General features: G+C 71.0%; 22 protein-coding genes. 12 read left to right on the top strand and 10 right to left on the bottom strand.

Features of this window, described 5'->3' with window-relative positions; genetic code table 11:
* The first annotated feature begins 29 nt into the window (after positions 1-29).
* The 5 genes from J2W45_RS08730 (at position 30) to ddaH (ending at position 5,942) form a co-directional block, all read left to right on the top strand.
* On the top strand, positions 30-1,331 hold the full coding sequence (locus J2W45_RS08730) for a cell division protein PerM (RefSeq protein WP_310130855.1): 1,302 nt from the start codon (positions 30-32) through the stop codon (positions 1,329-1,331).
* Between the two features lie 46 nt (positions 1,332-1,377).
* Positions 1,378-1,971, top strand: a complete 594-nt coding sequence (purN, locus tag J2W45_RS08725) for a phosphoribosylglycinamide formyltransferase (protein ID WP_310130853.1) — start codon at positions 1,378-1,380, stop codon at positions 1,969-1,971.
* Positions 1,968-3,548: a bifunctional phosphoribosylaminoimidazolecarboxamide formyltransferase/IMP cyclohydrolase gene (purH, locus tag J2W45_RS08720; protein ID WP_310130850.1), complete on the top strand. Its 1,581-nt coding sequence runs from the start codon at positions 1,968-1,970 to the stop codon at positions 3,546-3,548. Before purN ends, purH begins: the two co-directional genes overlap by 4 nt.
* A gap of 99 nt (positions 3,549-3,647) precedes the next feature.
* Positions 3,648-4,718 (top strand): Glu/Leu/Phe/Val dehydrogenase family protein, encoded by a 1,071-nt coding sequence (locus tag J2W45_RS08715; protein ID WP_310130847.1) that lies wholly within the window; start codon positions 3,648-3,650, stop codon positions 4,716-4,718.
* A 24-nt stretch (positions 4,719-4,742) separates the two neighbouring features.
* Positions 4,743-5,942, top strand: coding sequence for a dimethylargininase (gene ddaH, locus J2W45_RS08710; protein ID WP_310130845.1), 1,200 nt, complete (start codon positions 4,743-4,745; stop codon positions 5,940-5,942).
* Here the strand turns inward: ddaH and J2W45_RS08705 are convergent.
* The gene (locus tag J2W45_RS08705; RefSeq protein WP_396427082.1) at positions 5,914-7,308 is read right to left on the bottom strand and encodes an MFS transporter; all 1,395 of its coding nucleotides are present in this window, start codon (positions 7,306-7,308) and stop codon (positions 5,914-5,916) included. The two genes, ddaH and J2W45_RS08705, sit on opposite strands and share 29 nt — an antisense overlap.
* Before the next feature lie 337 nt (positions 7,309-7,645).
* Here J2W45_RS08705 and J2W45_RS08700 point away from each other — a divergent pair, with 337 nt between their 5' ends.
* Positions 7,646-9,478 carry an ABC transporter ATP-binding protein gene (locus tag J2W45_RS08700; protein ID WP_310130840.1) on the top strand — a complete coding sequence of 611 codons (1,833 nt, stop codon included), beginning with the start codon at positions 7,646-7,648 and terminating at the stop codon, positions 9,476-9,478.
* Entirely contained in the window at positions 9,475-11,289 is a 1,815-nt protein-coding gene (locus J2W45_RS08695; protein ID WP_310130837.1) for an ABC transporter ATP-binding protein, read from the top strand. The genes J2W45_RS08700 and J2W45_RS08695 overlap by 4 nt, the downstream gene beginning before the upstream one ends.
* 74 nt (positions 11,290-11,363) lie before the next feature.
* Here J2W45_RS08695 and J2W45_RS08690 read toward each other — a convergent pair whose 3' ends face one another.
* The 5 genes from J2W45_RS08690 to J2W45_RS08670 all read right to left on the bottom strand — a co-directional run bounded on the left by J2W45_RS08690 (position 11,364) and on the right by J2W45_RS08670 (position 14,836).
* Positions 11,364-11,699 carry a hypothetical protein gene (locus J2W45_RS08690; protein WP_310130834.1) on the bottom strand — a complete coding sequence of 112 codons (336 nt, stop codon included), beginning with the start codon at positions 11,697-11,699 and terminating at the stop codon, positions 11,364-11,366.
* The gene (locus J2W45_RS08685; protein ID WP_310130833.1) at positions 11,696-12,061 is read right to left on the bottom strand and encodes a hypothetical protein; all 366 of its coding nucleotides are present in this window, start codon (positions 12,059-12,061) and stop codon (positions 11,696-11,698) included. Before J2W45_RS08685 ends, J2W45_RS08690 begins: the two co-directional genes overlap by 4 nt.
* Positions 12,062-12,077: 16 nt before the next feature.
* Positions 12,078-13,307 (bottom strand): alpha/beta hydrolase family protein, encoded by a 1,230-nt coding sequence (locus tag J2W45_RS08680; protein ID WP_310130831.1) that lies wholly within the window; start codon positions 13,305-13,307, stop codon positions 12,078-12,080.
* Complete coding sequence (locus J2W45_RS08675) at positions 13,304-13,708, bottom strand: hypothetical protein (protein ID WP_310130829.1); 405 nt, start codon at positions 13,706-13,708, stop codon at positions 13,304-13,306. The genes J2W45_RS08680 and J2W45_RS08675 overlap by 4 nt, the downstream gene beginning before the upstream one ends.
* Before the next feature lie 147 nt (positions 13,709-13,855).
* A complete protein-coding gene (locus tag J2W45_RS08670) occupies positions 13,856-14,836 on the bottom strand; it encodes a type III PLP-dependent enzyme domain-containing protein (RefSeq protein ID WP_310130827.1) in 981 nt (326 codons plus the stop codon).
* A gap of 180 nt (positions 14,837-15,016) precedes the next feature.
* Between J2W45_RS08670 and J2W45_RS08665 the strand changes: the two genes are divergently transcribed.
* The 3 genes from J2W45_RS08665 to J2W45_RS08655 are packed head-to-tail and all read left to right on the top strand — an operon-like array spanning position 15,017 to position 17,882.
* A complete protein-coding gene (locus J2W45_RS08665; RefSeq protein ID WP_310130826.1) occupies positions 15,017-15,364 on the top strand; it encodes a response regulator in 348 nt (115 codons plus the stop codon).
* A gap of 4 nt (positions 15,365-15,368) precedes the next feature.
* Positions 15,369-16,052: a response regulator transcription factor gene (locus tag J2W45_RS08660; RefSeq protein WP_310130824.1), complete on the top strand. Its 684-nt coding sequence runs from the start codon at positions 15,369-15,371 to the stop codon at positions 16,050-16,052.
* A 3-nt stretch (positions 16,053-16,055) separates the two neighbouring features.
* Positions 16,056-17,882 (top strand): sensor histidine kinase, encoded by a 1,827-nt coding sequence (locus J2W45_RS08655; protein WP_310130822.1) that lies wholly within the window; start codon positions 16,056-16,058, stop codon positions 17,880-17,882.
* Between the two features lie 18 nt (positions 17,883-17,900).
* Here the strand turns inward: J2W45_RS08655 and J2W45_RS08650 are convergent, their stop codons facing one another.
* From J2W45_RS08650 to J2W45_RS08640, 3 genes are all read right to left on the bottom strand, one after another.
* Positions 17,901-18,326: a hypothetical protein gene (locus J2W45_RS08650; RefSeq protein WP_310130820.1), complete on the bottom strand. Its 426-nt coding sequence runs from the start codon at positions 18,324-18,326 to the stop codon at positions 17,901-17,903.
* Between the two features lie 64 nt (positions 18,327-18,390).
* On the bottom strand, positions 18,391-18,756 hold the full coding sequence (locus J2W45_RS08645) for an MGMT family protein (protein ID WP_310130819.1): 366 nt from the start codon (positions 18,754-18,756) through the stop codon (positions 18,391-18,393).
* Positions 18,740-19,192 carry a GNAT family N-acetyltransferase gene (locus tag J2W45_RS08640; RefSeq protein WP_310130817.1) on the bottom strand — a complete coding sequence of 151 codons (453 nt, stop codon included), beginning with the start codon at positions 19,190-19,192 and terminating at the stop codon, positions 18,740-18,742. The genes J2W45_RS08645 and J2W45_RS08640 overlap by 17 nt, the downstream gene beginning before the upstream one ends.
* A gap of 144 nt (positions 19,193-19,336) precedes the next feature.
* Between J2W45_RS08640 and J2W45_RS08635 the strand changes: the two genes are divergently transcribed.
* Positions 19,337-20,551: an NADP-dependent isocitrate dehydrogenase gene (locus J2W45_RS08635; protein WP_310130815.1), complete on the top strand. Its 1,215-nt coding sequence runs from the start codon at positions 19,337-19,339 to the stop codon at positions 20,549-20,551.
* Positions 20,552-20,630: 79 nt separating this feature from the next.
* Here the strand turns inward: J2W45_RS08635 and J2W45_RS08630 are convergent, their stop codons facing one another.
* Positions 20,631-21,425, bottom strand: a complete 795-nt coding sequence (locus J2W45_RS08630) for an SDR family NAD(P)-dependent oxidoreductase (RefSeq protein ID WP_310130814.1) — start codon at positions 21,423-21,425, stop codon at positions 20,631-20,633.
* A gap of 82 nt (positions 21,426-21,507) precedes the next feature.
* Here J2W45_RS08630 and J2W45_RS08625 point away from each other — a divergent pair, with 82 nt between their 5' ends.
* The gene (locus J2W45_RS08625; protein WP_310130812.1) at positions 21,508-22,689 is read left to right on the top strand and encodes an ROK family transcriptional regulator; all 1,182 of its coding nucleotides are present in this window, start codon (positions 21,508-21,510) and stop codon (positions 22,687-22,689) included.
* The last annotated feature ends 73 nt before the right edge of the window (positions 22,690-22,762 follow it).

Genomic DNA, 22,762 nt, shown 5'->3' with positions numbered 1-22,762 from the left:
ACCGCGCCGCCGGTAGGCTCCGTTCGGTCATGAGTCGCACATCCGTCGCCCTGCTCGCCGCTCTGGAGGCGCTCATCGTGGCCGCCATCGGGCTGGGCATCTGTCTCGTCCCGATCACCATCCTCTGGGCCGCGCAGTACCACCTGGGCGCGGACTTCACGGTGGTGTGGCGCTCGGCAGCGGACATCTGGCTGGTCGGGCACGGCGTGAACCTGACCGTGGCGCTCGACCCGCAGACCGTCGCCCAGCTGGGGCTGCCCGCGGCCGCCGCACCCTTCCAGGTGACCATCGCGCTTCTCGGCTTCGCGGCGCTCACCGCCGGTCTCGGCGTCCGCACCGGCCTGCGCGCCGCGGAGACGGACGAGCGCCTGATCGGGGCGCTGAGTGCGGTGGCGGCCTTCGCGGTGATCTCCACGCTCGTCGTGCTGTCGTCGGGGTCCGCCATCGCGCAGCCCTCGGTCTGGCAGGGGATCGTGCTGCCGCCGTTCGTCTACGCGCTGGGCATCGCCGTGGGCTTCGGCTTCGCCGCGCTGCGCGGACCGGCGCCGGAGGATGGCGAAACCGGCGCGCGCGCCGACGCATCCCCGGGAGCACCGCGCGAGAGGGCGGCCGGCGATTCGTCGTCCGGCGGCGCCGTCCTGTCGGCGCTGCGCACCCGCACGACCACCATCGAAGTGCCCGGTGCGCTCCGTTCCGGAGCACTCGCCGCCCTGCGGGCCGGTTCTGCCGCCACCGCGGTCGTCATCGGCATCGCCGCCCTGCTGCTCGCGCTCCTCATCTTCGGCCACTACGGCACCATCATCAGCCTCTACGAGCAGCTGCAGACCGGCGTCGCCGGAGGCATCGCGCTGACCGTCGGGCAGCTGGCCGTTCTGCCCAACCTGGTCGTATGGACGGCGTCGTGGCTGATCGGGCCCGGATTCGCCATCGGGACCGGCTCGTCGGTCGGCCCGCTCGGCACCGAGCTCGGGCCCGTTCCGGGGCTCCCGCTGCTCGGGGCCATCCCGACCGGCGGGGTGGCGTTCGGCCTGGTGGGGCTCGTCGTCCCGCTGCTGGCCGGCTTCCTCTCGGCCACGCTCCTGCGGTCGCGCGCCGGAGCAGCCGTGGCCGCGTTGCACGACCTGCGCGGGCGCATCCTGACCGCCGTCGGCATCGGCGTCGTCGCGGGTGTGCAGCTCGGGCTGCTGGCATGGTGGTCCTCCGGGTCGTTCGGGCCAGGACGGCTGCACGACGTAGGACCGAACCCGTGGCTGGTCGGAGCGCTCGCCGCCGCCGAGGTGGCGGTCGGCACTGTCGTCGGGCTGGTCATGGGAGCGCGCGACCGGCGCTGACACGGCCCGGGCATCCGGGCCCCGCACTCGCCGCTAGGCTGGGGGAGTGCTCACGATTGTGGTCCTGATCTCCGGCGGTGGCTCCAACCTGCGCGCACTGCTGGAAGCCGCCGGGGACGCCGAGTTCCCCGCGCGCGTGGTCGCCGTCGGAGCCGACCGCGACGCCGACGGCTTCGAGCACGCCGAGCGCTTCGGCATCCCGACCTTCACCGTCCCCTACACCTCGTACCCGAGCCGGGAGGAGTGGGGAGACGCGCTCCTGGAGCAGATCCGGCAGTGGGAGCCGGACCTCACCATCCTGTCGGGCTTCATGCGCCTGGTGCCGCCGCGGGTGGTCGAGGCGCTCTCTCCCAACCTCCTGAACACCCACCCGGCCTACCTGCCCGAGTTTCCGGGGGCGCACGCCGTGCGCGACGCCCTCGCGGCGGGAGTCACGCAGACCGGGGCCAGCCTGATCGTGGTGGACAACGGCGTCGACGCCGGTCCGATCATCAGCCAGGAACGCGTGGAGGTGCTGCCCGGAGACACCGAGGCGGCCCTGCACGAACGGATCAAACCCGTGGAGCGACGGCTGCTCATCGACGCCGTGCTCGACATCGCCAACGGACACATCGACCTCGAGGAGCTTGCCCGAGCATGAGCGGACCCCGCCACGACCCCAGCCTGTACCGCGAGCGGGACGTCGTCCCGATCCGCCGTGCCCTCGTCTCGGTCAGCGACAAGACCGGGCTCCTCGACCTCGCCGCGGCGCTCGCCGGGGCGGGCGTCGAGATCGTCTCCACCGGGTCGACCGCACAGACCATCCGGGATGCCGGGCACCCGGTCACCGACGTCGCCAGCGTGACCGGCTTCCCCGAGTCGCTGGACGGACGGGTCAAGACGCTGCACCCGGCCATCCACTCGGGACTGCTCGCCGACCTCCGCCTCGCCTCGCACGAGGAGCAGCTGAAGGACCTCGGCATCGAGCCGTTCGAGCTCGTGGTCGTCAATCTCTACCCGTTCGTCGAGACGGTCGCCTCCGGCGCGGTCGGCGACGACGTGGTGGAGCAGATCGACATCGGCGGCCCGGCCATGGTCCGCGCGTCGGCCAAGAACCACGCCAACGTGGCCATCGTGGTTTCGCCGTCGGACTACGCGGACGTCATCGCCGCCGTCGCCGCGGGCGGCACCACGTTCGACCAGCGCCGCGAGCTGGCGTCGAAGGCGTTCGCGCACACCGCCGCCTACGACGGTGCGGTCGCCGCGTGGTTCGCGGGCGAGGCGCCGACCACGGACGACTTCCCCGAGCGCTGGGAGGTGCGCGCCGAGCTGAAGCAGACTCTCCGCTACGGCGAAAACTCGCACCAGGCCGCCGCCCTCTACGCGGACCCGACGGGACGCGGCATCGCCCAGGCCACCCAGCTCGGCGGCAAGGAGATGTCGTACAACAACTATGTGGATGCGGACGCGGCACTGCGCAGCGCATACGACTTCGCCGAGCCGGCCGTCGCCATCATCAAGCACGCGAACCCCTGCGGCATCGCCGTCGCCGACGACATCGCCCAGGCGCACCGCAAGGCGCACGAGTGCGACCCGGTGTCCGCCTACGGCGGGGTGATCGCGGCGAACCGCACGGTCACGCTCGCGATGGCGGAGACGGTGAAGGGCATCTTCACGGAGGTCCTGATCGCCCCGGCGTTCGAGCCGGAGGCGCTGGAGCTGCTCCAGACCAAGAAGAACCTGCGCATCCTGCAGCTGCCCGAGGACTACGCGCGGGCGCTGACGGAGTTCCGCCAGATCTCGGGCGGCGTCCTCGTGCAGGACAGCGACCGGTTCACTGAGTTCTCCTCCTCGGGATGGACGCTCGTCGCGGGCGACGAGGCCGACGCCGCCACGCGCGCCGACCTCGAGTTCGCCTGGAAGGCGTGCCGCGCCGTGAAGTCGAACGCCATCCTCCTCGCGCACGACGGCGCCTCCGTCGGCGTGGGCATGGGCCAGGTCAACCGGGTCGACTCCTGCCGGCTCGCCGTCAGCCGCGCCGGCGACCGCGCGGCCGGGTCGGTCGCCGCGTCGGACGCGTTCTTCCCCTTCGCGGACGGCGCCCAGATCCTCATCGACGGCGGCGTGCGCGCGATCGTGCAGCCCGGCGGGAGCATCCGAGACGAAGAGGTCATCGAGGCGGCGAAGGCGGCCGGAGTGACCATGTACTTCACCGGGGAGCGGCACTTCTTCCACTGAGGCACGGACGCCGTTGCTTCCGGCGAGGACGCAGGGGAGAATGGACGGCGGTCCACAAGACCGCCTACCTTTTCACCGCGATCCCACGAGGAGACACCGATGTCCGCCCTGCCCGCACTTCCCCTTCCCGGCGACCTGCCCCACGAGACACTCCACGTGGTGAAGGGCAGGCGAAGCGGACTCACCATCAGCATCGCGGTGCACTCGACCGTCCTCGGCCCGGCCCTCGGCGGCTGCCGCGTGTGGACGTACGACTCCTGGCAGGACGCGGTGGCCGACTCCCTGCGCCTGGCCGAGGGGATGACCCTCAAGAACTCCGCGGCGGGTCTGAACCGCGGAGGCGGCAAGGCGGTCATCTACCTCCCGCGCGGCACGGTGCTGACCCCGACCGAGCGGTACGAGGCGATGCTCGACCTGGGTGACGCCGTCGAGACGCTGGGCGGCAGCTACATGACCGCCGAGGATGTCGGCACGAGCGCGGAGGACATGTCCGTCGTCGCCACCCGCACCGCTCACGTCTGCGGGCTGCCGCCGTCGGAGGGCGGCGTCGGGGAGCCGAGCGACGCGACCGCCGCGGGCGTCTACGCGGGGCTCCTCGCCACGCTGGAGCGCGCCTTCGGGTCGCGCTCGGTGGAAGGCCGCCGGGTCACCGTCCTGGGGCTCGGACACGTCGGGTCGATCATCGCCACGCGCCTCGCCGGCGAGGGCGCCGTGCTGACCGTCACGGACGTGAACCCCGCCAAGCGTGCTCTGGCCGACGCCCTGGGCGCCCAGTGGGTCGAGCCGGAGGAGGCGCACCGCGTGGAGGGCGACCTGTTCGTCCCCGCGGGCGTCGGCGGCGTGCTGACCGACCGGGTGATCGACGAGCTGCGCGTCCGCGCCGTCGTCGGCCCGGCGAACAACCAGCTGGCGCACCGCTCCGGGGCGGAGCGGCTTGCCGCTCGCGGCATCCTCTGGACACCGGACTTCGTGGTCAATGCGGGCGGCGTGATCTTCCTCGACATGATGGGGGAGGCCGGTGTCACCGCCGAGGCGACCCAGGAGCGGGTCGAGCGGATCGGCGACACCATCGCGGAGATCTTCCGCGCGGCGGACGAGCGCGGGATCACCACGCTGCAGGCCGCCGACGAGCTGGCTCTGGCGCGGCTGCGGGAGCCAGCGAACGCATAGCGGCGCTCCGCTAGGTTGGTTCCCATGACGTCTTCCTGGGGCCGCCGGCTCGCCGCATCCATCTCCGCTGCTTTCGCCGTCGCCGCGATCGCGTTCGTCGCCTCGACGTTCGTGATCCTGGTGGCGAGCCAGCTGAACTCCGCGGCGCTCGCCAACACGACGCCGTACGTCGGCTGGCCGACGGTGGTGGCCCTGGTGCTCGGCTTCGCGGCGGCGCTGCTGGGCGCGATGGACCGGCGCTGGATCGCGGTCGTGACGGGCATCGTGCTCGCTCTGGTGAGCACGGCGCTCGGCACGATCATCCTCTTCACGGTGCTGAAGGTGACGCTCTCCGGCGACGCGTGGGCGCAGCTGTTCCAGTCGTTCATCGGCATCAATCTGCCGTTCTGGCTCGCGGTCGCGATCGCCTTCCCGACGGCGGGCTACGCCGTCTTCCACGCCATCGACTCGGGCGAGCGCGCCGAGCGCCGGATCGCGCTGGTCCGCATCCCCGCGGCGAACCTCGCCGACGGCCTGACCACCCACATCGAGCGCGAGCCCGTCGACACCGAGCTGGCCGACAAGCAGTGGGATGCGTACGTGGCGGCTCTCGCCGGCGCCGGCTGGCAGACCGTGGAGGTCGCGAGCGCCGACCGTCTCGCCGACTCCGTGTTCGTCGAGGACACCGCCGTCGTGCTCGGCGACACCGCCGTGATCACGCGCCCGGGCGCCGAGTCCCGCCAGGCAGAGCCCGAGGGCACCGAGGCCGCACTGCGTGCGCAGGGCCTGCGCCTCGAGCGCATCGTCGAGCCCGGCACCCTCGAGGGCGGCGACGTGCTCAAGGTCGGCTCCACGGTCTACGTCGGCCGCGGCGGCCGCACCAACGCCGAAGGCGTCCGTCAGCTGCGGGCCATCGCCTCGCGGCTCGGTTACACCGTCGTCGCGGTGCCGGTCACCAAGGCGCTGCACCTGAAGACCGCCGTCACGGCGCTGCCCGACGGCACGGTCATCGGCTACGAGCCCATCGTGGACGAGCCGCGCATCTTCGAGCGCTTCCTGCCGGTCCCCGAGGCGCACGGCACCGCAGTCGTGGTGCTGGCGGAGGACACGGTGCTGATGTCCTCGTCCGCACCGCAGTCCGTCGCCCTGGTCGAGAGCCTGGGCTACACCGTCATCCAGGTGGACATCTCCGAGTTCGAGAAGCTCGAGGGCTGCGTCACCTGCCTGTCGATCCGGATCCGCTGAGCGCGGCCTCCTCGCGCCTGGCCCGGGGCAGCACGCACCAGGCGGCCGTCAGTGCGGCGACCACCGCGGCGCCCAGCCAGCCGGCGCCGACGCCGCCGAAGGACGCGACGAGGATGAGCACCGAGGTGCCGAGTGCGGTCCCCAGCTGTGCGCCGGTGTTGAGGATGCCGCTGGCGCTTCCGGCCAGCTCCTCCGGCACGCTCGTCCCGATGGTCGTCGCCGCCACCGACGACAGTCCGAGGCCGGCGCCCGCGAGTGCGACACCGGCCAGGATTCCCCACCACGAGCCGACGGTCAGCGTCAGCAGGAGGCAGCCGAGCGCGATCGTCCCGATGCCCACGCCGCTGACGGTGTAGGCGCTGAGACGTCCGAGCAGAGCACGGGTGGAGGTGGACGTCAGGACGACCGCCACGCTGAGGGCCATGAGGGTGAGGCCTGTCGCGACCGGATCGAGGCCGAGGCGTTCCTGCAGGTAGAGCGTGGCGAGCACAGCGGTGGAGCTCGTGGTGGCCGTGTTGACGAACGACAGGGTCGTGCCGTGGCGCAGCCGCCGGGAGCGGAAGGCGTCCGCCGGGATGAGCGGCGATCGCGCCGTGCGGAGCCGCACCGCGAGCAGCACGGCGAGCACCGCGCCGAGCGCGACGGCGACAGCGCCAAGGGCGCGGGTTTCCGCCTGCTCGATCCACGCGGCTCCGGCGATGACCGCCATGACGGCGAGGATGAGAAGGGCCGCGCCGGGCACGTCGAGTGGACGTCGGTCGACGTGTTCGCGTGTGGAGGGCACGGCCACCAGGACGCAGGCGGCGAGACCCACGGCGAGCGGGAGGTTCACCCAGAACACGGCCGGCCAGCCGAACGTCTGGACGAGCAGGCCGCCGACGAGGAAACCGGACGCGCCGGCCGCGGCACCGGTAGCGCTCCAGGCCGCCAGCGCCGCGTGGCGGCGATCCTCGGTGGGCGTCGCCGAGAGGAGCAGACGCAGTGCGGACGGGACGCAGAGGGCGGCGGCAGCGCCCTGGAGCGCACGCGCGATCAGCACGACGGCGAGCCCGGCGCCGCCCCACGCCCCCGCGGTCGCACCGAGAACAGACGCCGCGCCGAACAACCCGATGCCGGTGAGCAGGATCCGCCGGTGGCCGTAACGGTCGCCGAGCCGGGCTCCGAGGATGAGGACGCCGCCGAAGAACATCGCGTACACCGTGGCGAGCGGACCGGCCGCCGAGGGAGACGCGCCCAGCCCCGCGAGGATCGCCGGGATGGCTGTCGTCGCGCTCGTGACCCCGAGCACATCCACGAACTGCACCAGGCAGAGCACGACGACAACTCCTCGACGCATGAGCGTCACGGTACGCGTGGGGTCCGACATCCGATCCGCCGGCCGGACGTGAGAAAAAAATCTTGCGGTCCGGCTCAACCTGGCAATATCCTGTAGGGCTGCCTTGTTGCGGCACACAGGACGCATTCATCGAGGCTGGGAGGACGCCATGACGACGATCGAGACCGCACGAAAGACCACCGTGCCCGGGTCCGTCGCCGCCCTCGTGGCGACCACCCGACCGTCCGGGCGGTAGGTCCCGCCCCAGCCGCGCGCTCGTCGCGCCCGCGTCTTTCACAAGGTCTGCCACCGCCGGCAGCCCTTCGGCGACTCCTCCGCGCTGTCGCCGCCGACTCTCGTCGGACCACTCACAGAAAACGGAACACCCATGTCTGTCGCCCCGGCACAGAAGAAGAACGACTCCCCGCGGAAGAGCACGGCGCGCACCCTGCTGCGCATCCTGCCCTTCGCCAAGTCCGCCGCGCCCCGCATCGTGCTCGGCATGGTCGCCGCGCTGCTCGCCAGCCTGGTCGCCCTGAGCATCCCGCAGGTGCTGCGGTGGCTCGTCGACGGCCCGCTGTCGGACGGCGACCCGGCTGCCGTGTGGCCTGCCGCGCTGCTCGTCGTCGGCCTGGGCGCCGCCGAGGCCGTCTTCATCTCCCTCCGCCGCTGGTTCGTGCTCACCCCGGGAACCCACGTGGAGGCCCGGATGCGCAACGCGCTGTACGAGCAGCTGCAAGACCTCCCGGTCGCCTTCCACGACCGCTGGCCGAGCGGGCAGCTGCTGTCGCGTGCCGTCAGCGACCTGAGCATGATCCGCCGCTGGCTGTCGTTCGGCATCGTGCTGCTGGTGGTCAACGTGGTCACGATCATCGTCGGCTTCGCCATCCTGATCGGCTGGAACTGGCTGCTCGGGCTGATCTTCCTGGTCTGCTCCGTGCCGCTCTGGATCTACGGCTTCGTCTTCGAGAAGAAGTACTCGATCGTGGCGCGCCGCAGCCAGGACCAGGCGGGCGACCTGGCGACGGCGGTCGAGGAGTCGGTGCACGGCATCCGCGTGCTCAAGGCGTTCGGCCGCGGCAAGCACGCCCTGAAGAGCTTCGAGTCGCAGGCAGAGCAGTTGCGCGGCACCGAGATCGAGAAGGCGAAGGCGATCGCCGGCATCTGGCTGTGGCTGCTGCTGGTCCCCGACGTCGCATTCGCGATCTGCCTGGTGGTCGGCGTCTGGCTGTCGGCGCAGGGCCAGCTCTCCGTCGGTGAGCTCGTAGCGTTCTTCGCGACCGCCACGGTGCTCCGGTTCCCGGTCGAGTCGATCGGCTTCCTGCTGTCGATGACCTTCGACACCCGCACGGCCGCCGACCGCTTCTTCGAGGTGATGGACGAGGTCAACACGATCACGGACCCCGCCACGCCTGCGAAGATCACCGACCCGCGCGGTGAGCTGGTGTTCGACGACGTGCACTTCCGCTACCAGGACTCGCCCGAGCGCTTCCCGGATCTGCTCGACGGCATCCGCCTGACCGTCCGTCCCGGCGAGACGATGGCGCTGGTCGGCCTGACCGGCTCCGGCAAGTCGACGCTCACCGCCCTGACCACCCGCCTGTACGACGTGACCGGCGGCGCGGTGAAGGTGGACGGCGTGGATGTGCGCGACCTCACCCGCTACGACCTGCGGAAGGCGATCGCCATGGCGTTCGAGGACGCGACGCTGTTCTCGGCCTCCGTGCGCGACAACGTCCTGCTCGGCCGCGACGACCTCGACCCGGCTTCGGGCGAGGCGGAGCGCGTGCTGACGGAGGCGCTGGAAGTCGCCCAGGCCGGCTTCGTCTACGACCTGCCGGAGGGCGTCGAGACGAAGGTCGGCGAGGAGGGGCTCAGCCTCTCCGGCGGTCAGCGCCAGCGGCTCGCGCTGGCCCGTGCGGTCGCGGCGAACCCGAGCATCCTGGTGCTCGACGACCCGCTGTCCGCGCTCGACGTCGACACCGAGGCGCTGGTCGAGGCCGCGCTCCGCCGCGTCCTCGCCTCCACCACGGCCCTGATCGTCGCGCACCGCCCCTCCACGGTGATGCTCGCCGACCGGGTGGCCCTGCTGGAGGACGGTCGCGTCACGGCGGTCGGCACCCATCACGAACTGCTCGCGAGCAGCGAGCACTACCGATTCGTCATCTCCAGCCTGGAGGACGACGAGAACGAAGAGATCCTCGAGGAGGTGAACCTGTGAGCACGACGACTGTCCTCGGTGTCGAGGGCGAGGAGCGCAACGACCTGAACGCGGCGGAGAGCCGCCAGGTCCGGCGCCGCTCGCTCCGGCTGCTCGGTTCGCTGCTGCACCCGATGCGGATGCGGCTGGTCTTGACCGCGATCGTGGTCGTGGTGAGCACGGCCGCGCAGGTCGCGGGGCCCGCGATCATCGCGTACGGCATCGACAACGGCCTGCCGGCGCTGCTGAAGCAGGACTGGTTCCCGCTGGCCGCCGCCGGCGTCGCCTACCTGATCACCGGCGTGATCGGCGCGGTGCTGATCGCCTGGTACACGGTGCTGAGCGCGCGGATCAGCCAGGCCATCCTGATCGACCTGCGCAAGCGGGTGTTCCTGCACACGCAGAAGCTCTCGCTGGAGTTCCACGAGTCGTACACGTCCGGCCGGATCATCTCGCGCCAGACCAGCGACCTCGACTCCATCCGCGAACTGCTCGACTCCGGCATCAACCAGCTCGTGCAGGGCGTCCTGTACATGCTGTTCATCGCCATCGCGCTGTTCACCCTCGACTGGCAGAGCGGACTCGTGCTGCTCGCGTCGCTGGTGCCGCTGTACCTGCTGACCCGGTGGTTCCAGAAGCGCTCGCAGGTGCTGTTCCGCGTCTCGCGGGTGGCGTCGGCGAAGCTGATCGTGCACTTCGTGGAGACGATGACGGGCATCCGCGCCGTCAAGGCGTTCCGCAAGGAGAAGCGCAACGAGAAGGAGTTCGGCGGGCTGGTCGAGGAGTACCGCGACGTCAACGCGCGCGTCATCCAGCTGTTCGGGATCTTTGACCCCGGGCTCGTGATGATCGGCAACGTGACGGTCGGCGTCGTGCTGCTCGTCGGCGGCTTCCGGGTGGCCGACGGCCAGCTGGCCATCGGCGTCCTGCTCGCGGTGCTGCTGTACACGCGCCGGTTCTTCGACCCGATGGAGGAGATGGCGATGTTCTACAACTCCTACCAGTCGGCCGCCGCGGCGCTGGAGAAGATCTCCGGCGTCCTGGAGGAGGAGCCGAGCGTGCCGGACCCGGTCAAGCCGGTCGACCTCTGGTCGGCGCAGGGCCACGTGCGCTTCGACGACGTGACCTTCGCCTACAAGAAGGACCGCGTCATCCTGCCGGAGTTCACGCTCGACATCCCGGCCGGGCAGACCGTCGCCCTCGTCGGCTCCACCGGTGCGGGCAAGTCCACGCTGGCCAAGCTGATCTCGCGGTTCTACGACCCGAGCTCCGGCGCGGTCACCATCGACGGCGTCGATCTGCGCGATCTGCACCCGAAGGACCTCCGCCGCGCGATCGTCATGGTCACGCAGGAGGCGTACCTGTTCAGCGGCTCGGTCGCCGACAACATCGCGCTCGGCAAGCCGGACGCGACGCGTGAGGAGATCGTGCGGGCGGCGCAGGCCGTCGGAGCCCACGAGTTCGTCGCGGGCCTCCCGAACGGGTACGACACCGACGTGAACAAGCGCGGCGGCCGCGTCTCGGCGGGTCAGCGTCAGCTGATCTCGTTCGCGCGGGCGTTCCTCGCAGACCCGGCGGTCCTCATCCTGGACGAGGCCACCAGCTCGCTGGACATCCCCAGCGAGCGGCTGGTCCAGGAGGCGCTGCAGACCCTGCTCGCGGACCGGACGGCCGTGATCATCGCGCACCGTCTGTCCACGGTGGCGATCGCCGACCGAGTGCTCGTCATGGAGCACGGCCGCGTTGTCGAGGACGGAACGCCGGACGACCTGATCGCCGGCACCGGGCGGTTCGCCCAGCTGCACGCCGCCTGGCGCGACTCGCTGGTCTGACCGGCGGCGCTCGCCGGCACACGCGAACGGCGGGGACCACGGGAGGTCATCCCGGGGTCCCCGCCGTCGTGTGGTCAGTCTGTCTCGCGCTGCTGCGCGAGGAGGAGGTCGCGCGCTTCCGTCTGGCGTCTCGTCATGGCGTCGTACTCCTCGGACAGCTCGGCGATCATCCGCCCGACGGCGTGCACCTTCTGGTCCGTGTCGTCGCTGAGGCGCTGGAGTTCGGCACGGAAGGCGGGGTCGTCGGCGACGCCGTGATGCGCGGCCAGCTGGAAGAAGCTCTCCTGCACCCGGTGGACCTGTGAGCGGTACTGGGCGATGGCCGTCTCCGCGAGGTCGATCCGGCGCCGTGCGGTCTCGTTCTCGTGCTGGTGCTGCTCGTCCAGCCGGCGAAGGCGTGCGTCATTCACCATGCGATGCTGTTCACTCCGCGCGTGTAGTCCTTGGCTGACCGGAGATCGCGGATGCCCGACTGGACCGTGTCTGCCACGGCGCCGGCGAGCGCGGTGTTGCTCAGGTCCGCCGTCGCCAGCGCGGCGTCGATCGTCGCGGCGGCCGGGAGCAGGGTGGCCGACTCGCTGACCTTCACGGCGGCCATGTTCGCCCGGACGAGTGACGGCAGCAGGCTGTGCAGCAGCCCGACCGCCGCCCCGTGCACCTGAGCCTCGATCCAATCCTGGACGCCCTCCGCGCCCGTCTGCACATCGCGTTCGAGCCGGTCCTTCAACTCCCGGAGGAACGAGCCCGGGTCTGTGCCGCCGAAGGGAGTCATGTCGCCTTCCCCGTCTCTACTCGGTTGCGAGAGCAAGTGCCCACTGGGCGTCCTGCTCGATCGTGTGCCGCACGGAGCGGGTGATTCCGTCGGAGATGTCCGCGACCCGGGCGATGTGGGAACTGACGAGCCGGTCGACGTGGCGGACGGCGTCCTCGTCGATGTTCTGGTGCACGTGCAGCCGGTGCACGTCGGTACAGGTGGCGATGTCCTGTGCGGTGATGCAGGGGAGCAGGGCGGCGGCGTTCTGGGCGGTGCGCAGCCCGTCCTCCATGCGGGGGATGAGCCGGCTGTTCGCCGCCTTGATGTCCATGAGCGATGTGGTGGTGCCGCCGATGCTGGCGGCGAGCGCCAGAGCGGACACCGAGTTCACCGTCACGATGAGCGAGGAGGAGGCGGAGCCGAGCGCCTCCATGGCGGCCGGATTGCGCAAGCCGGCGACCAGGCCGGTGAACGCGGGACCGAGCGCTTGCGCGACGCCGGGCGCGTAGCGATGGAGCGCGTTCGCGACGATCGCGTCGAGGCGTCGCCCCTTCGCACCAGCACCCGCGATGGACCCGTCGGGGCCGACCCGGAAGCCCTCGCGCCTGCCGATGTTGTGATAGTCGAGCGGCGGCCGCCCGGGCTTGTCGGAGACGTAGACCGCTGCGCCGGTCCGGTCGGCGTAGAGGTTGCCGACGACATCCCACTCGTTGACGTAGTTCGTGAGCCGATTCCGGCCCGCTGCGATGTCATTCCGCACCCGCTCCTTCGCTGCGGGCGAGAGCCACTCCCAGGGATCGGGTCCGTTGAAGGCCGTCGCGGACCAGCCGTTCTCGGCGGCGACCAGGAGGGCGAGGAACGCACCCAGCGAGTGCCCGTTCGTCGTGATGGTCGCGCCGGGATGCGACTGTCGAATCCTCTCTGCGAACAGCTTCGCGTCGAGCACCTGCGTGCCGGCGCCCTGGTGGTCGCCGACGACCGACTGCGCGTCGGCGAGCACGTCCGCCCGGTGGTCGGGGTTGGTGCCGGCGTACGACACGACGATGTCGGAGCTGTCGACCCGGCCGTTCACGACCGGTGCGACCGCCATGGCCTGGAAGCCGTTCGCCGCGTTGTTCTCGGTGGCGAGGACCTCGTAGAGCTCGGTGTGGTCGCCCGTGCCGGCGGTGAAGCGCGTGCCGGAAGCCAGGGGCGGGTCCTGTCTTAACGGATCCACCGAGTATGCCGAGTTGGCGATGTCCAGGTATTGCTCGTCGGTCGTCATGGCACCACCTCGGACGTCCCGTCGCTGTAGATGAGAGTGAGAGGTGCCGGAGTGGAGCCGATCGGCGATGCCTGTGGCATGGCCCCCGTGATGAATGCGGCGGACAGATCGGGGCTGATGATGACTTGATATGCCGTGCCCTCGACGGTCGCGATGGCGTTCACCCTCCAGGACGCGCCGAACCCCGCGTAGTCGCCTTCCCGCGTGAAGCGGATGGCCTCCACGTTCGGCCATTCGCTGCGGAAGCGCAGTGCTGACTCGCGCTGCAGCTTCAGGTTGCTCGTCTGCGCCGTCTGGTGATCCATCCCGCCGTTCCCCCACATCGCACATGCTGTCGAAAGCGTGACGAGCACAGCACTCAGCACGATCACGCCGGTCGCCCGTGCGATGCGCCTGGCCATCCCCACCCCCTCTTCGAAGTCGTCACTTGTCATGACGCGGCAGCCGGCACATCGTGACGCGTCACCGCCATAACGAATAACGGCGGGGACCACAGGGAAGCCGTCCCGTGGTCCCCGCCGCCTGCGTCCGGTCGGCGAGGGGTTGGTTCAGCCGGCCGACGTCCAGGTCGATCGCGCCCTGGCGGGGCGGGGGATGCGGTGGCGGGCGCGGAGGACGACCACCTCGGCGCCCGCGTCGATCAGGGCGCTGGCGGTCGCCGGGTCGGCATACCGCTCGGCTGTGCCGGTCACGAGGGTGATGGCGTCCGCCGCGACGCCGCGGCCCGCCGAGGCGAGCACCGTGATCTGCGAGGTCGCCGGGGCGACGAGCGAGCGGATGCTGCGCCCGAGCGCGGCGAGCCGATGCGGGTGCGCGGTGGGCAGACCGTCGAGGGCCGGGCCGAGGTCGAGGATTCCCAGCCTGCGGCCGGTCGAGCGCGCGATGCGTGCGCGCGCGGCCATGGCCGCGTCCACCGCGTCGAGCAGGTGGGCGCTCGACGCGTCTCCGGGCAGCCGCAGCGAGAGCCCAGCGACCGGCACACCGAGCGCGTGGGCCCGGCTCTCCGCCTCATCCACGAGCAGCGGGTGCAGCCGGAGGAGCACAGCGACCCCGGCGGGCGCGCCGGCGAAGTCGTCGAGATCGCGGGCGTCGTCGATGACGAAGAGCCGGACACCGGCCTCCCAGGCATCGCGCCGTCGGGATCCGCGCGCCCACCGGTCCGCGTGGAGCACCCGGGCCGGGTCGACGCCGGTGCGCTGCAGCACGGGCAGGGCCGACTCGTGGGGCGCGACGAAGCCGGCACCGTCGGCGGCGAGGGAGGCGAGCAGCGCGGGATGCGCCAGAGCGCACGCGTCGAAGCGCACGTCCATCCAGGGCAGGGCCGCCCGCAACTCGCGGAAACGCTGCGCCACGCGCGGCAGGTCGATGACGACGACGGGCTGCGGCCGCGGGGCGTCGCGCCGGCCGTCGCGCCGGCCGTCGCGCCGGGCGTCGCGGCGGGGGAGGGCGGGGTCCATCGCGACCGCCCCGGCGGTCACCCGGGTGCGGGTGGCGCCGTTCGGGCGGGCGGTTCGGGTCGCGATGGACATCGCCGTCTCCTCGGTGGTTCTCGGCCCGGTTCGCCCGGGTCGGCGTCCTCCGCGTTCGGGTCGCTGAGGTTGTCTCATATGTTCGTCCTGCCGGGGATGCCCCGCATCCGGGGGGTCACCTCATTCCGAATGCGTGGAAGCACGGATGATCGAGGGGGTCCGCGCGGTGATGATGGGGACATGGGCCCCCGCGTAGTGATCGTCGACGACCACGAGCGGTTCCGCACACAGGTGGCGGAGCTGCTCCGTCTGGAGCGGTTCACCGTGGTCGGCGACAGTGCGACGGCGGCGGGGGGCATCGAGCTGAGCCGCCGGCTGGCGCCCGACCTCGTGCTGCTCGACGTGGGCCTTCCCGACGCGAGCGGGTTCGACATCGTGGCGACGATGCACGCGACCGGGGCGGTGGTCGTGCTCACCTCCAGCCGGACGGCGACCGACTACGGACGACGGGTCGCCGACAGCGGCGCGGAGGGGTTCATCAACAAGGAGGAACTGACCGGTGAGGCGATCCGCAGCCTGCTAAGGTAAGCGCGTGAGCGGGGGACAGACAGATAGTTCTCGCGCGCTCAGGGTGGCGGTCGCCGACGACGCAGTGCTGCTGCGCGAGGGCATCGGGCAGATCCTGCGCGCCGGCGGGATGGACGTGGTCGCGTCCGTCGACACCGCCGAGGAGCTCCTGGACGCCGTCCGCGCCGACGGGGACGTCGACGCCATCGTGCTCGACATCAAGATGCCGCCGACGCACACCGACGAGGGCCTCCGCGCGCTGGAACGCCTCCGCGCGGACGGCTCGCGCGCCGGCATCCTGCTGCTCTCCATGTACACGACCGCCACGTACGCGATCCGGGCCATGAGCGCCGGCAGCGGCACGGGCTACCTCCTGAAGGACCGGGTGGCGGATGCGGACACGCTGGTCACCGCGGTGCGCACGGTCGCGCGCGGCGGCTCGGTGGTCGACCCCGAGGTGGTGCAGCTGCTGGTGAACGCGCGCTCCTCCGAAGCGGCGGTCGAGGCGCTGTCGTCGCGTGAGCGCGACGTGCTGCGGCTCATGGCGGAGGGCAAGTCCAACGTCGGCATCGCCGGCGACCTGCACCTCAGCCTCCGCACGGTCGAGTCGCACATCGGCCACATCATGGCCAAGCTGGGCGTGGAGGACTCCGCGGAAGGGCACCGGCGTGTCTTAGCGGTGCTGCGCTTCCTCGGCCGGGACGTCTGACCCGTGGTCGCCGCGCGCGAGGACCTGGGCGCCGTCGAGACGCTGCGGCCCGGGAGCGCGCGCCCGCACGCACTGCGGCTGGCGCTGCGCGCGCTCGCCGTGACCGTGGCCGTCGCCTCCAACGTGCTGGCCCAGGTGGTCAGCGCGATGACGAACGACTACGGTCCGCGGCCCTCGGGAGCGGGCTGGGCCATCGTCTTCGTCACCGTCGCCCTCGACTACGTCGTCTGCGCCGTCGTCGCCTGGCGCCTCGTGCGCAGCTGGGTCCCCGGCTGGCTGATGGTCCTCGCCGCCGTGTTCTGGTCGGCCGGCGCCTGGTACCCGCTGGTGCGGCAGTGGGGATGGGTCTGGCCGTGGGTGGCGGGCGTCACCGATCTGTGGGCGGTGCTGGTCGGCATCCTGGTGCTCTGCTACCCGACCGGCCGGCTCCGGGCCCGGTTCGACCGCGTCGTGGTGCTCGTGGTGACGATCGCGTTCGCCATCCGCCTCGGCGGCATCCTGCTGTTCTCGTCGCCCGAGCCGTCCGAGTGCGGCTGCGCGCCCAACGCCTACGCGGTGCTGCCCAGCGACGCAGCGGATTACTGGCTCGGCCTCGGCTGGCGCTTCGTCGGGCTCGCCCTGATGCTCACCGTGGCGGCCCGGCTGATCGCCCGGTGGTTCACCAGCTCCCTCCCCGCACGCCGCGTGGCGTTCGTGATGCCGCTGGCCATCCTGCTGTGGTGCTACGGCACCGTCCAGGACTCGCTGAGCTTCGCACTCGGCTGGAACGGCGGCTGGCTGCAGTTCATCCCGCCGGTCGCGATCGCGCTCATCCCTCCCGCCTTCGTCGGTGGGGTCCTCTACGCCCGCGGTCTGCGCTCCCGGGTCGCCGACCTGGTGATCGTCGCCCGCGACAAGGTCGACCGCGCGCTCTGGGAGTCGAGTCTGGCCCGCACCCTGCACGACAGCTCCCTACGGGTGTTCTGGTGGGATGAGCCGCTGCAGCGCTACCAGACGAGTGACGGCCGTCCCACGCCGGAGGCCGGACCGGCCGCCCGGCCCGGAAGGTCGACGCTCGCCATCGACTCCGACCAGGGGCCGATCGCCCTCATCGAGCACGATGTCGCGCTGACGCAGGACGACCGGCTGCTCGACGCGGTCTCCTCCGCGCTGCTGCTCTCCGTCGACAACGACCGCCTGCGCGCCCGGCTGGAGCGCACCATCCAGGAGCTCCGCGAGTCGCGGCTGCGCATCGTCGAGGAGGGCTACCTGGCCCGCCGGCAACTGGAGCGCGACCTGCACGACGGCAGCCAGCAGCAGCTCGTCTCCCTCGCGATCAGCCTGCGCATCGCGACGTCGAAGGCGGAGGCCCATGGCGACGAGGAACTCGCCGGCGACCTGCAGCGCTCGTCCGAGCAGCTGGCGGATGCGCTGCGCGAGCTGCGCGAGCTGGCCCGCGGCATCCACCCGACCGTGCTCAGCGACGGCGACCTGCGCTCGGCGCTGGAGGAGCTCGGGATGCGCAGCCACCTGCCCGTGGAGGTACGGGTCGACCTCGACGAACGGCTGCCCGAGGTGGTCGAGGAGACCATCTACTACTGCGTCTCCGAGTGCCTGGCGAACGCCGCGAAGCATTCGCGCGCGCGCAACTGTTCCGTGGCGGTGAGTCGCGCGGATGCGACGGTCACGGTCGTCGTGAAGGACGACGGCCAGGGCGGCGCCCGGATCGAGCCGGGCGGCGGGCTCGAGGGCATCCGGGACCGGGTGGAGGCCGTCTCCGGCCGTGCGGACGTGCGCTCGGTCGAGGGGCTCGGCACGATCATCGAGCTGACCATTCCGGTGCACGCGTAGCCGGCGGCCGGCGGGCGGCTACTTCGCGGCCGGGGCCTTCGCGGCGTAGACCTGGTCGCCGATCGCGAAGCCGGACCAGCCGCCGCCGCAGTCACCGGCCTTCGCGGGCAGCCCGTCGACCGGCCACCAGCTGTCCTGGATGGTCGGCTTCGGCATCGGCACCTCCTTGGCGCACGTCCCCGGCGCCACGTGGGCCTTCGAGGAGTACGTCATGATCGCCGAGCCGTCCTGCGTGTCGTAGTCGACGCGGATGATCGTGGCGTCGTCGGGCACGAACGTCGGAGAGCCGAAAGTGGAGGTCTTCGCGGCCTTCATGTCCTTCGCCGTGTCGAAGATCTCCGACTCGACGTGCGGCGAGAACGCGGTCAGCACGGAGCATCCGGACAGGGCCAGGGCGAGGGCGGACATCGTCGCGATGACTCCGGCGGTACGGATGCGGGGCACGGCAGCTCCAGGTGACAGAAGGACAGGGTTCCGACAACGAGTGAACACTACGGAACTGAGCGAATCATCGGTCGGAGGGATGATCCCGCGCGGCGTCGAAGCGGGCCGCCCGTAAATCTACCCGGTACGCGACCGTTCCGCCGCCGAGGAGCGGCGTGCCCTCGGCCCGGTAGTGCTGCAGCGCGATGTGCTCGTGGTTCGCCGGTGGATGCCCGCCGGCCCGGACCACGCGCCACCACGGAACATCGGAGCCGTAATAGGCCATGATCTGGCCGACCATCCGGGCGGCACGGGAGCCGAGCGTCGCCGCGACGTCGCCGTAGGTCATCACGCGGCCGGGCGGGATCGAGTCCACGACGTCGAGGACGCGCTCCACGAAGGATCCGGCGGCGTCGCCGTCCCCGGGCTCCGCGTCAGAGGTCGAGGGCACCGATCGTCTCGCCGTACTGCGTCTCGCCGACCGGCTGGAAACCGCTCCGCAGGAAGAACTGCTCCGGACCGAGCTCGCCCGACTCCCAGATGACGTAGAGGCGCTGGTGCCCGCGAGCGCGGGCCTCGTCGGCGAGGGCGCGCACGGCGAAGGTGCCGATGCCGCGGCCCTGGTCGTCCGCGTCGACGTTGATGCGCCAGAGGATCGCCTTGAACTCCTCGTGCTCGGCGTTCGGGTCGAAGCTGCCCATGATGAACGCGACCACGTCGTCGCCGTCGAGCACCACGCGCTGCCACGAGGTGTTGGGGTCGGGGATGGCTGCCGCCGCCGAGTAGGAGACCGGAGCGACGAACTGCTCCTGGCCCGGCTTCAGTGTCAGCGCGTTGGCCGCCACGACAGTCCGCGCGCTCAACTCTTCCAGTCTCAACTCAGCCATGACGAAAGCGTATCCTGCGTGCCCGATCGGGGCATAGCTCCCTCCCAGCCGACCATCCGCCGAGAGAAAGTGTCTCGATGTCAAGATAGTTCTCCGGCTCAGGTAAGCTGTCGTCGGCTCAAACGGCACAGACTCAGGAGAACCATGGACAAGATCAAGGTTGACGGGACCGTCGTCGAACTCGACGGCGACGAGATGACACGCATCATCTGGAAGGCCATCAAAGACTCGCTCATCCACCCGTACCTCGACGTGAACCTCGAGTACTACGACCTCGGCATCCAGAAGCGCGACGAGACCGACGACCAGATCACGATCGACGCGGCCCACGCCATCCAGAAGCACGGCGTCGGCGTCAAGTGCGCCACCATCACGCCGGACGAGGCGCGCGTCGAGGAGTTCGGCCTGAAGAAGATGTGGAAGAGCCCGAACGGCACGATCCGCAACATCCTCGGCGGTGTGGTGTTCCGCGAGCCGATCATCATCTCCAACATCCCGCGGCTCGTCCCCGGCTGGAACAAGCCGATCGTCATCGGCCGTCACGCCTTCGGCGACCAGTACCGCGCCACCGACTTCACCTTCGACGGCCCGGGCACCCTCAGCATCAGCTTCCAGCCGAACGACGGCGGCGAGGCGCAGAGCTTCGAGGTCTACCAGGCCCCGGGCGCGGGTGTCGCGCTGGCGATGTACAACCAGGACGAGTCCATCCGCGACTTCGCCCGTGCGTCGTTCAACTACGGCCTCGACCGCCAGTACCCGGTCTACCTCTCGACCAAGAACACCATCCTGAAGGCCTACGACGGCCGCTTCAAGGACCTCTTCCAGGAGGTCTTCGACACGGAGTACAAGGAGAAGTTCGACGCGGCCGGCCTCACCTACGAGCACCGCCTCATCGACGACATGGTCGCCTCCAGCCTCAAGTGGGAGGGCGGCTACGTCTGGGCCTGCAAGAACTACGACGGCGACGTGCAGTCCGACACCGTCGCGCAGGGCTTCGGCTCGCTTGGCCTCATGACCTCCGTGCTGACCACGCCGGACGGCTCGGTCGTCGAGGCGGAGGCCGCGCACGGCACCGTGACGCGCCACTACCGCCAGTACCAGCAGGGCAAGCCGACCTCGACGAACCCGATCGCCTCGATCTTCGCCTGGACGCGCGGCCTCGCGCACCGCGGCAAGCTCGACGGTAACCAGGACCTCATCGACTTCACCCACACCCTCGAGGACGTCGTGGTGAAGACGGTCGAGCAGGGCAAGATGACGAAGGACCTCGCGCTCCTCGTCGGCCCGGAGCAGAAGTTCCTCACCACCGAGGAGTTCCTGGACGCGATCAGCGAGAACCTGAAGGCGCGCCTGGGCTGACCCCCGCCTGACGCATTCGTGCCGAATGTCGGCTCCCGCGCCGCGGGAAGCGACATTTGGCACGAATCGTTAACGGGGGTCAGCGCGCGGTCCAGCCCCCGTCGATCGCGAGTGTCTGGCCCGTGATGAGGGATGCGGAGGGCGACGCCAGGAAGGCGACCGCGCCCGAGACCTCCCGCGGCTGCCCGATGCGGTGCAGCGCGGCGATGCGGTCGACGGTGTCGGCGCGGAACGCGTCGTCCGAGAGGGCCTCCGCGGTGCCGTCGGTCTCGATGAACGTGGGAGCGACGGCGTTCACGCGGATGCCGTACTCGCCCCACTCGACGGCCAGGCAGCGGGTCAGGTGCACGACGGCCGCCTTCGCCGCGCAGTAGGACGCCTCGCCCGGCAGCGCGACGAGTCCCGCCTGCGAGGCGACGTTCACGATCGCGCCGCCGCCGTTCGCCCGCATGCTCTTCGCCACATGCTGCGACACGAAGAAGGTCGAGCGCGTGTTGAGCTGCCAGACGTGGTCGAAATCCTCCTCGGTCACCTCGAGCGCGGGGGAGTCGATGCCGCCGCCCGCGTTGTTGACCAGGATGTCGATCGGACCGAGCTCCGCGGTGACCGCGTCGATGGCGGCGCGGCACGCGGCCAGGTCGAGCACGTCCATCCTGATGGCCGTCGCCGTCACGCCGAAGGCCTGCAGCTCGGCCACGAGGTCCGCCGCCCCCTCGGGATCCCGGACCCCGAGGATGACGTCGGCCCCCTGGCCGGCGAGCTCGAGCGCGATCTCCCGTCCCAGCCCGCGGCTGGCGGCGGTGACCAGGGCGCGGGATCCGGTGAGCGAGAATGGTGTGCGGGGCGCCGGGACGGCGGTGGATGCGTCGGTCATGCTCGGAGCCTATTCCGCCGCTCATGTAACGACTTCGTTTCGTCTCTTGCAATTCATTTGTTCGTAAGCTTTACTAACAAACATGACGACGACGGAGGTGCAGGGAAGCACCGGCGGGCTGGGCCCGGGGCGGGTGCTCCGGCCGCGCGCCAAGGTGCTCCCGGAGCACGCCCGCAGTCACAACCGGTCGCTCGTGCTCCAGACGCTCTACCGTTCGGGGGAGCGCAGCCGGGCCGACCTCGCCCGGGACACGGGACTCACCCGCGTCACGGTCTCCGATCTCGTCGCCGAGCTGCTCGCCGAGGGGCTCGTCATCGAGCTGGGCCAGCGCGAGTCCGCCCGCCCGGGGAAGCCGGCCGTCCTGCTCGACATCAACCGCAGCGCCCACCAGATCGTCGGCGTCGACCTCAGCGACCACGACCGGTTCCGCGGCGCGGTCATGGACCTCGACGGCGCCATCATCGCCTCCGCCGAGGTCATGCTCGCGGACGACGGCGGCGTCCCCGCGACCGGCGAGGCCGCGCTCGCCAAGGTCGACGAGCTGGTCGACCGGCTCGTCGCATCCTCCACTGCTCCCATCCTCGGCGTCGGCGTCGGCTCGCCCGGCGTCGTGGACCTCGCCGGCACCATCCTCACCGCCCCCAACCTCGGCTGGAGCGACCTCGCCCTGCAGCGGCACCTCGCCGCACGTACCGGCCTCGCCGTGGTCGTCGCGAACGACGCCAACGCGGCGGCCCTCGCCGAGCACACCTACGGGGGAGCGGCGGGCGACATGATGCTCATCCGCGTCGGGCACGGCATCGGCGCCGGGCTCCTGGTCGCCGGCGCGCTGGTGTACGGCAGCCACTTCGCCGCGGGGGAGATCGGCCAGGTCATGGTCGGCACCGACCTCGGGCTCGACACCACGTACAACCGCGACCAGGTGCTCGAGCACTGGCTCAGCGTCCCGCAGCTGCAGCGCGGCCTGCGTGCCGCCGCGGAGGCGGGGATGGATGCGACGCCCATCCTGCGCGAAGCCGGTCAGCGCCTCGGCATCGCGCTCGCACCCGTCGTGGGCGCCCTCAACCTGTCGGAGATCGTGCTCAGCGGCCCGACCGAACTGCTCGACGGCCCCCTCGCGGAGGCGACCGTCCACACGCTCCGGAACCGGACGATGGCGGAGAACCACGCCGACCTGTCCCTCCGGATGACCACGCAGGGGCAGGACATCGTCCTGCGCGGCGCGGCCGTTCTCGTCCTCTCCGGACGACTCGGGGTCTCGTGACACAGCATGCCCCTTGACCACCTCGAACACCGTTCACCTCGAAAGTCCCACACAACCAAAGCCCCACCCCTAC

The sequence above is a fragment of the Leifsonia shinshuensis genome (assembly GCF_031456835.1).
Taxonomy (GTDB): Bacteria; Actinomycetota; Actinomycetes; order Actinomycetales; family Microbacteriaceae; genus Leifsonia; species Leifsonia shinshuensis_C.
The sequence above is the reverse complement of the archived record's forward strand: the minus strand, read 5'-3'. Positions and strand labels throughout refer to the sequence as shown.

Excerpts from the sequence above, each read along its gene's own strand:
- J2W45_RS08730 (WP_310130855.1), top strand. The coding sequence starts at position 30 with ATGAGTCGCACATCCGTCGCCCTGCTCGCCGCTCTGGAGGCGCTCATC.
- purH (WP_310130850.1), top strand. The coding sequence starts at position 1,968 with ATGAGCGGACCCCGCCACGACCCCAGCCTGTACCGCGAGCGGGACGTC.
- J2W45_RS08715 (WP_310130847.1), top strand. The coding sequence starts at position 3,648 with ATGTCCGCCCTGCCCGCACTTCCCCTTCCCGGCGACCTGCCCCACGAG.
- ddaH (WP_310130845.1), top strand. The coding sequence starts at position 4,743 with ATGACGTCTTCCTGGGGCCGCCGGCTCGCCGCATCCATCTCCGCTGCT.
- J2W45_RS08705 (WP_396427082.1), bottom strand. The coding sequence starts at position 7,308 with ATGTCGGACCCCACGCGTACCGTGACGCTCATGCGTCGAGGAGTTGTC.
- J2W45_RS08700 (WP_310130840.1), top strand. The coding sequence starts at position 7,646 with ATGTCTGTCGCCCCGGCACAGAAGAAGAACGACTCCCCGCGGAAGAGC.
- J2W45_RS08685 (WP_310130833.1), bottom strand. The coding sequence starts at position 12,061 with ATGACTCCCTTCGGCGGCACAGACCCGGGCTCGTTCCTCCGGGAGTTG.
- J2W45_RS08680 (WP_310130831.1), bottom strand. The coding sequence starts at position 13,307 with ATGACGACCGACGAGCAATACCTGGACATCGCCAACTCGGCATACTCG.
- J2W45_RS08675 (WP_310130829.1), bottom strand. The coding sequence starts at position 13,708 with ATGGCCAGGCGCATCGCACGGGCGACCGGCGTGATCGTGCTGAGTGCT.
- J2W45_RS08670 (WP_310130827.1), bottom strand. The coding sequence starts at position 14,836 with ATGTCCATCGCGACCCGAACCGCCCGCCCGAACGGCGCCACCCGCACC.
- J2W45_RS08665 (WP_310130826.1), top strand. The coding sequence starts at position 15,017 with ATGGGCCCCCGCGTAGTGATCGTCGACGACCACGAGCGGTTCCGCACA.
- J2W45_RS08640 (WP_310130817.1), bottom strand. The coding sequence starts at position 19,192 with ATGGCTGAGTTGAGACTGGAAGAGTTGAGCGCGCGGACTGTCGTGGCG.
- J2W45_RS08635 (WP_310130815.1), top strand. The coding sequence starts at position 19,337 with ATGGACAAGATCAAGGTTGACGGGACCGTCGTCGAACTCGACGGCGAC.
- J2W45_RS08630 (WP_310130814.1), bottom strand. The coding sequence starts at position 21,425 with ATGACCGACGCATCCACCGCCGTCCCGGCGCCCCGCACACCATTCTCG.
- J2W45_RS08625 (WP_310130812.1), top strand. The coding sequence starts at position 21,508 with ATGACGACGACGGAGGTGCAGGGAAGCACCGGCGGGCTGGGCCCGGGG.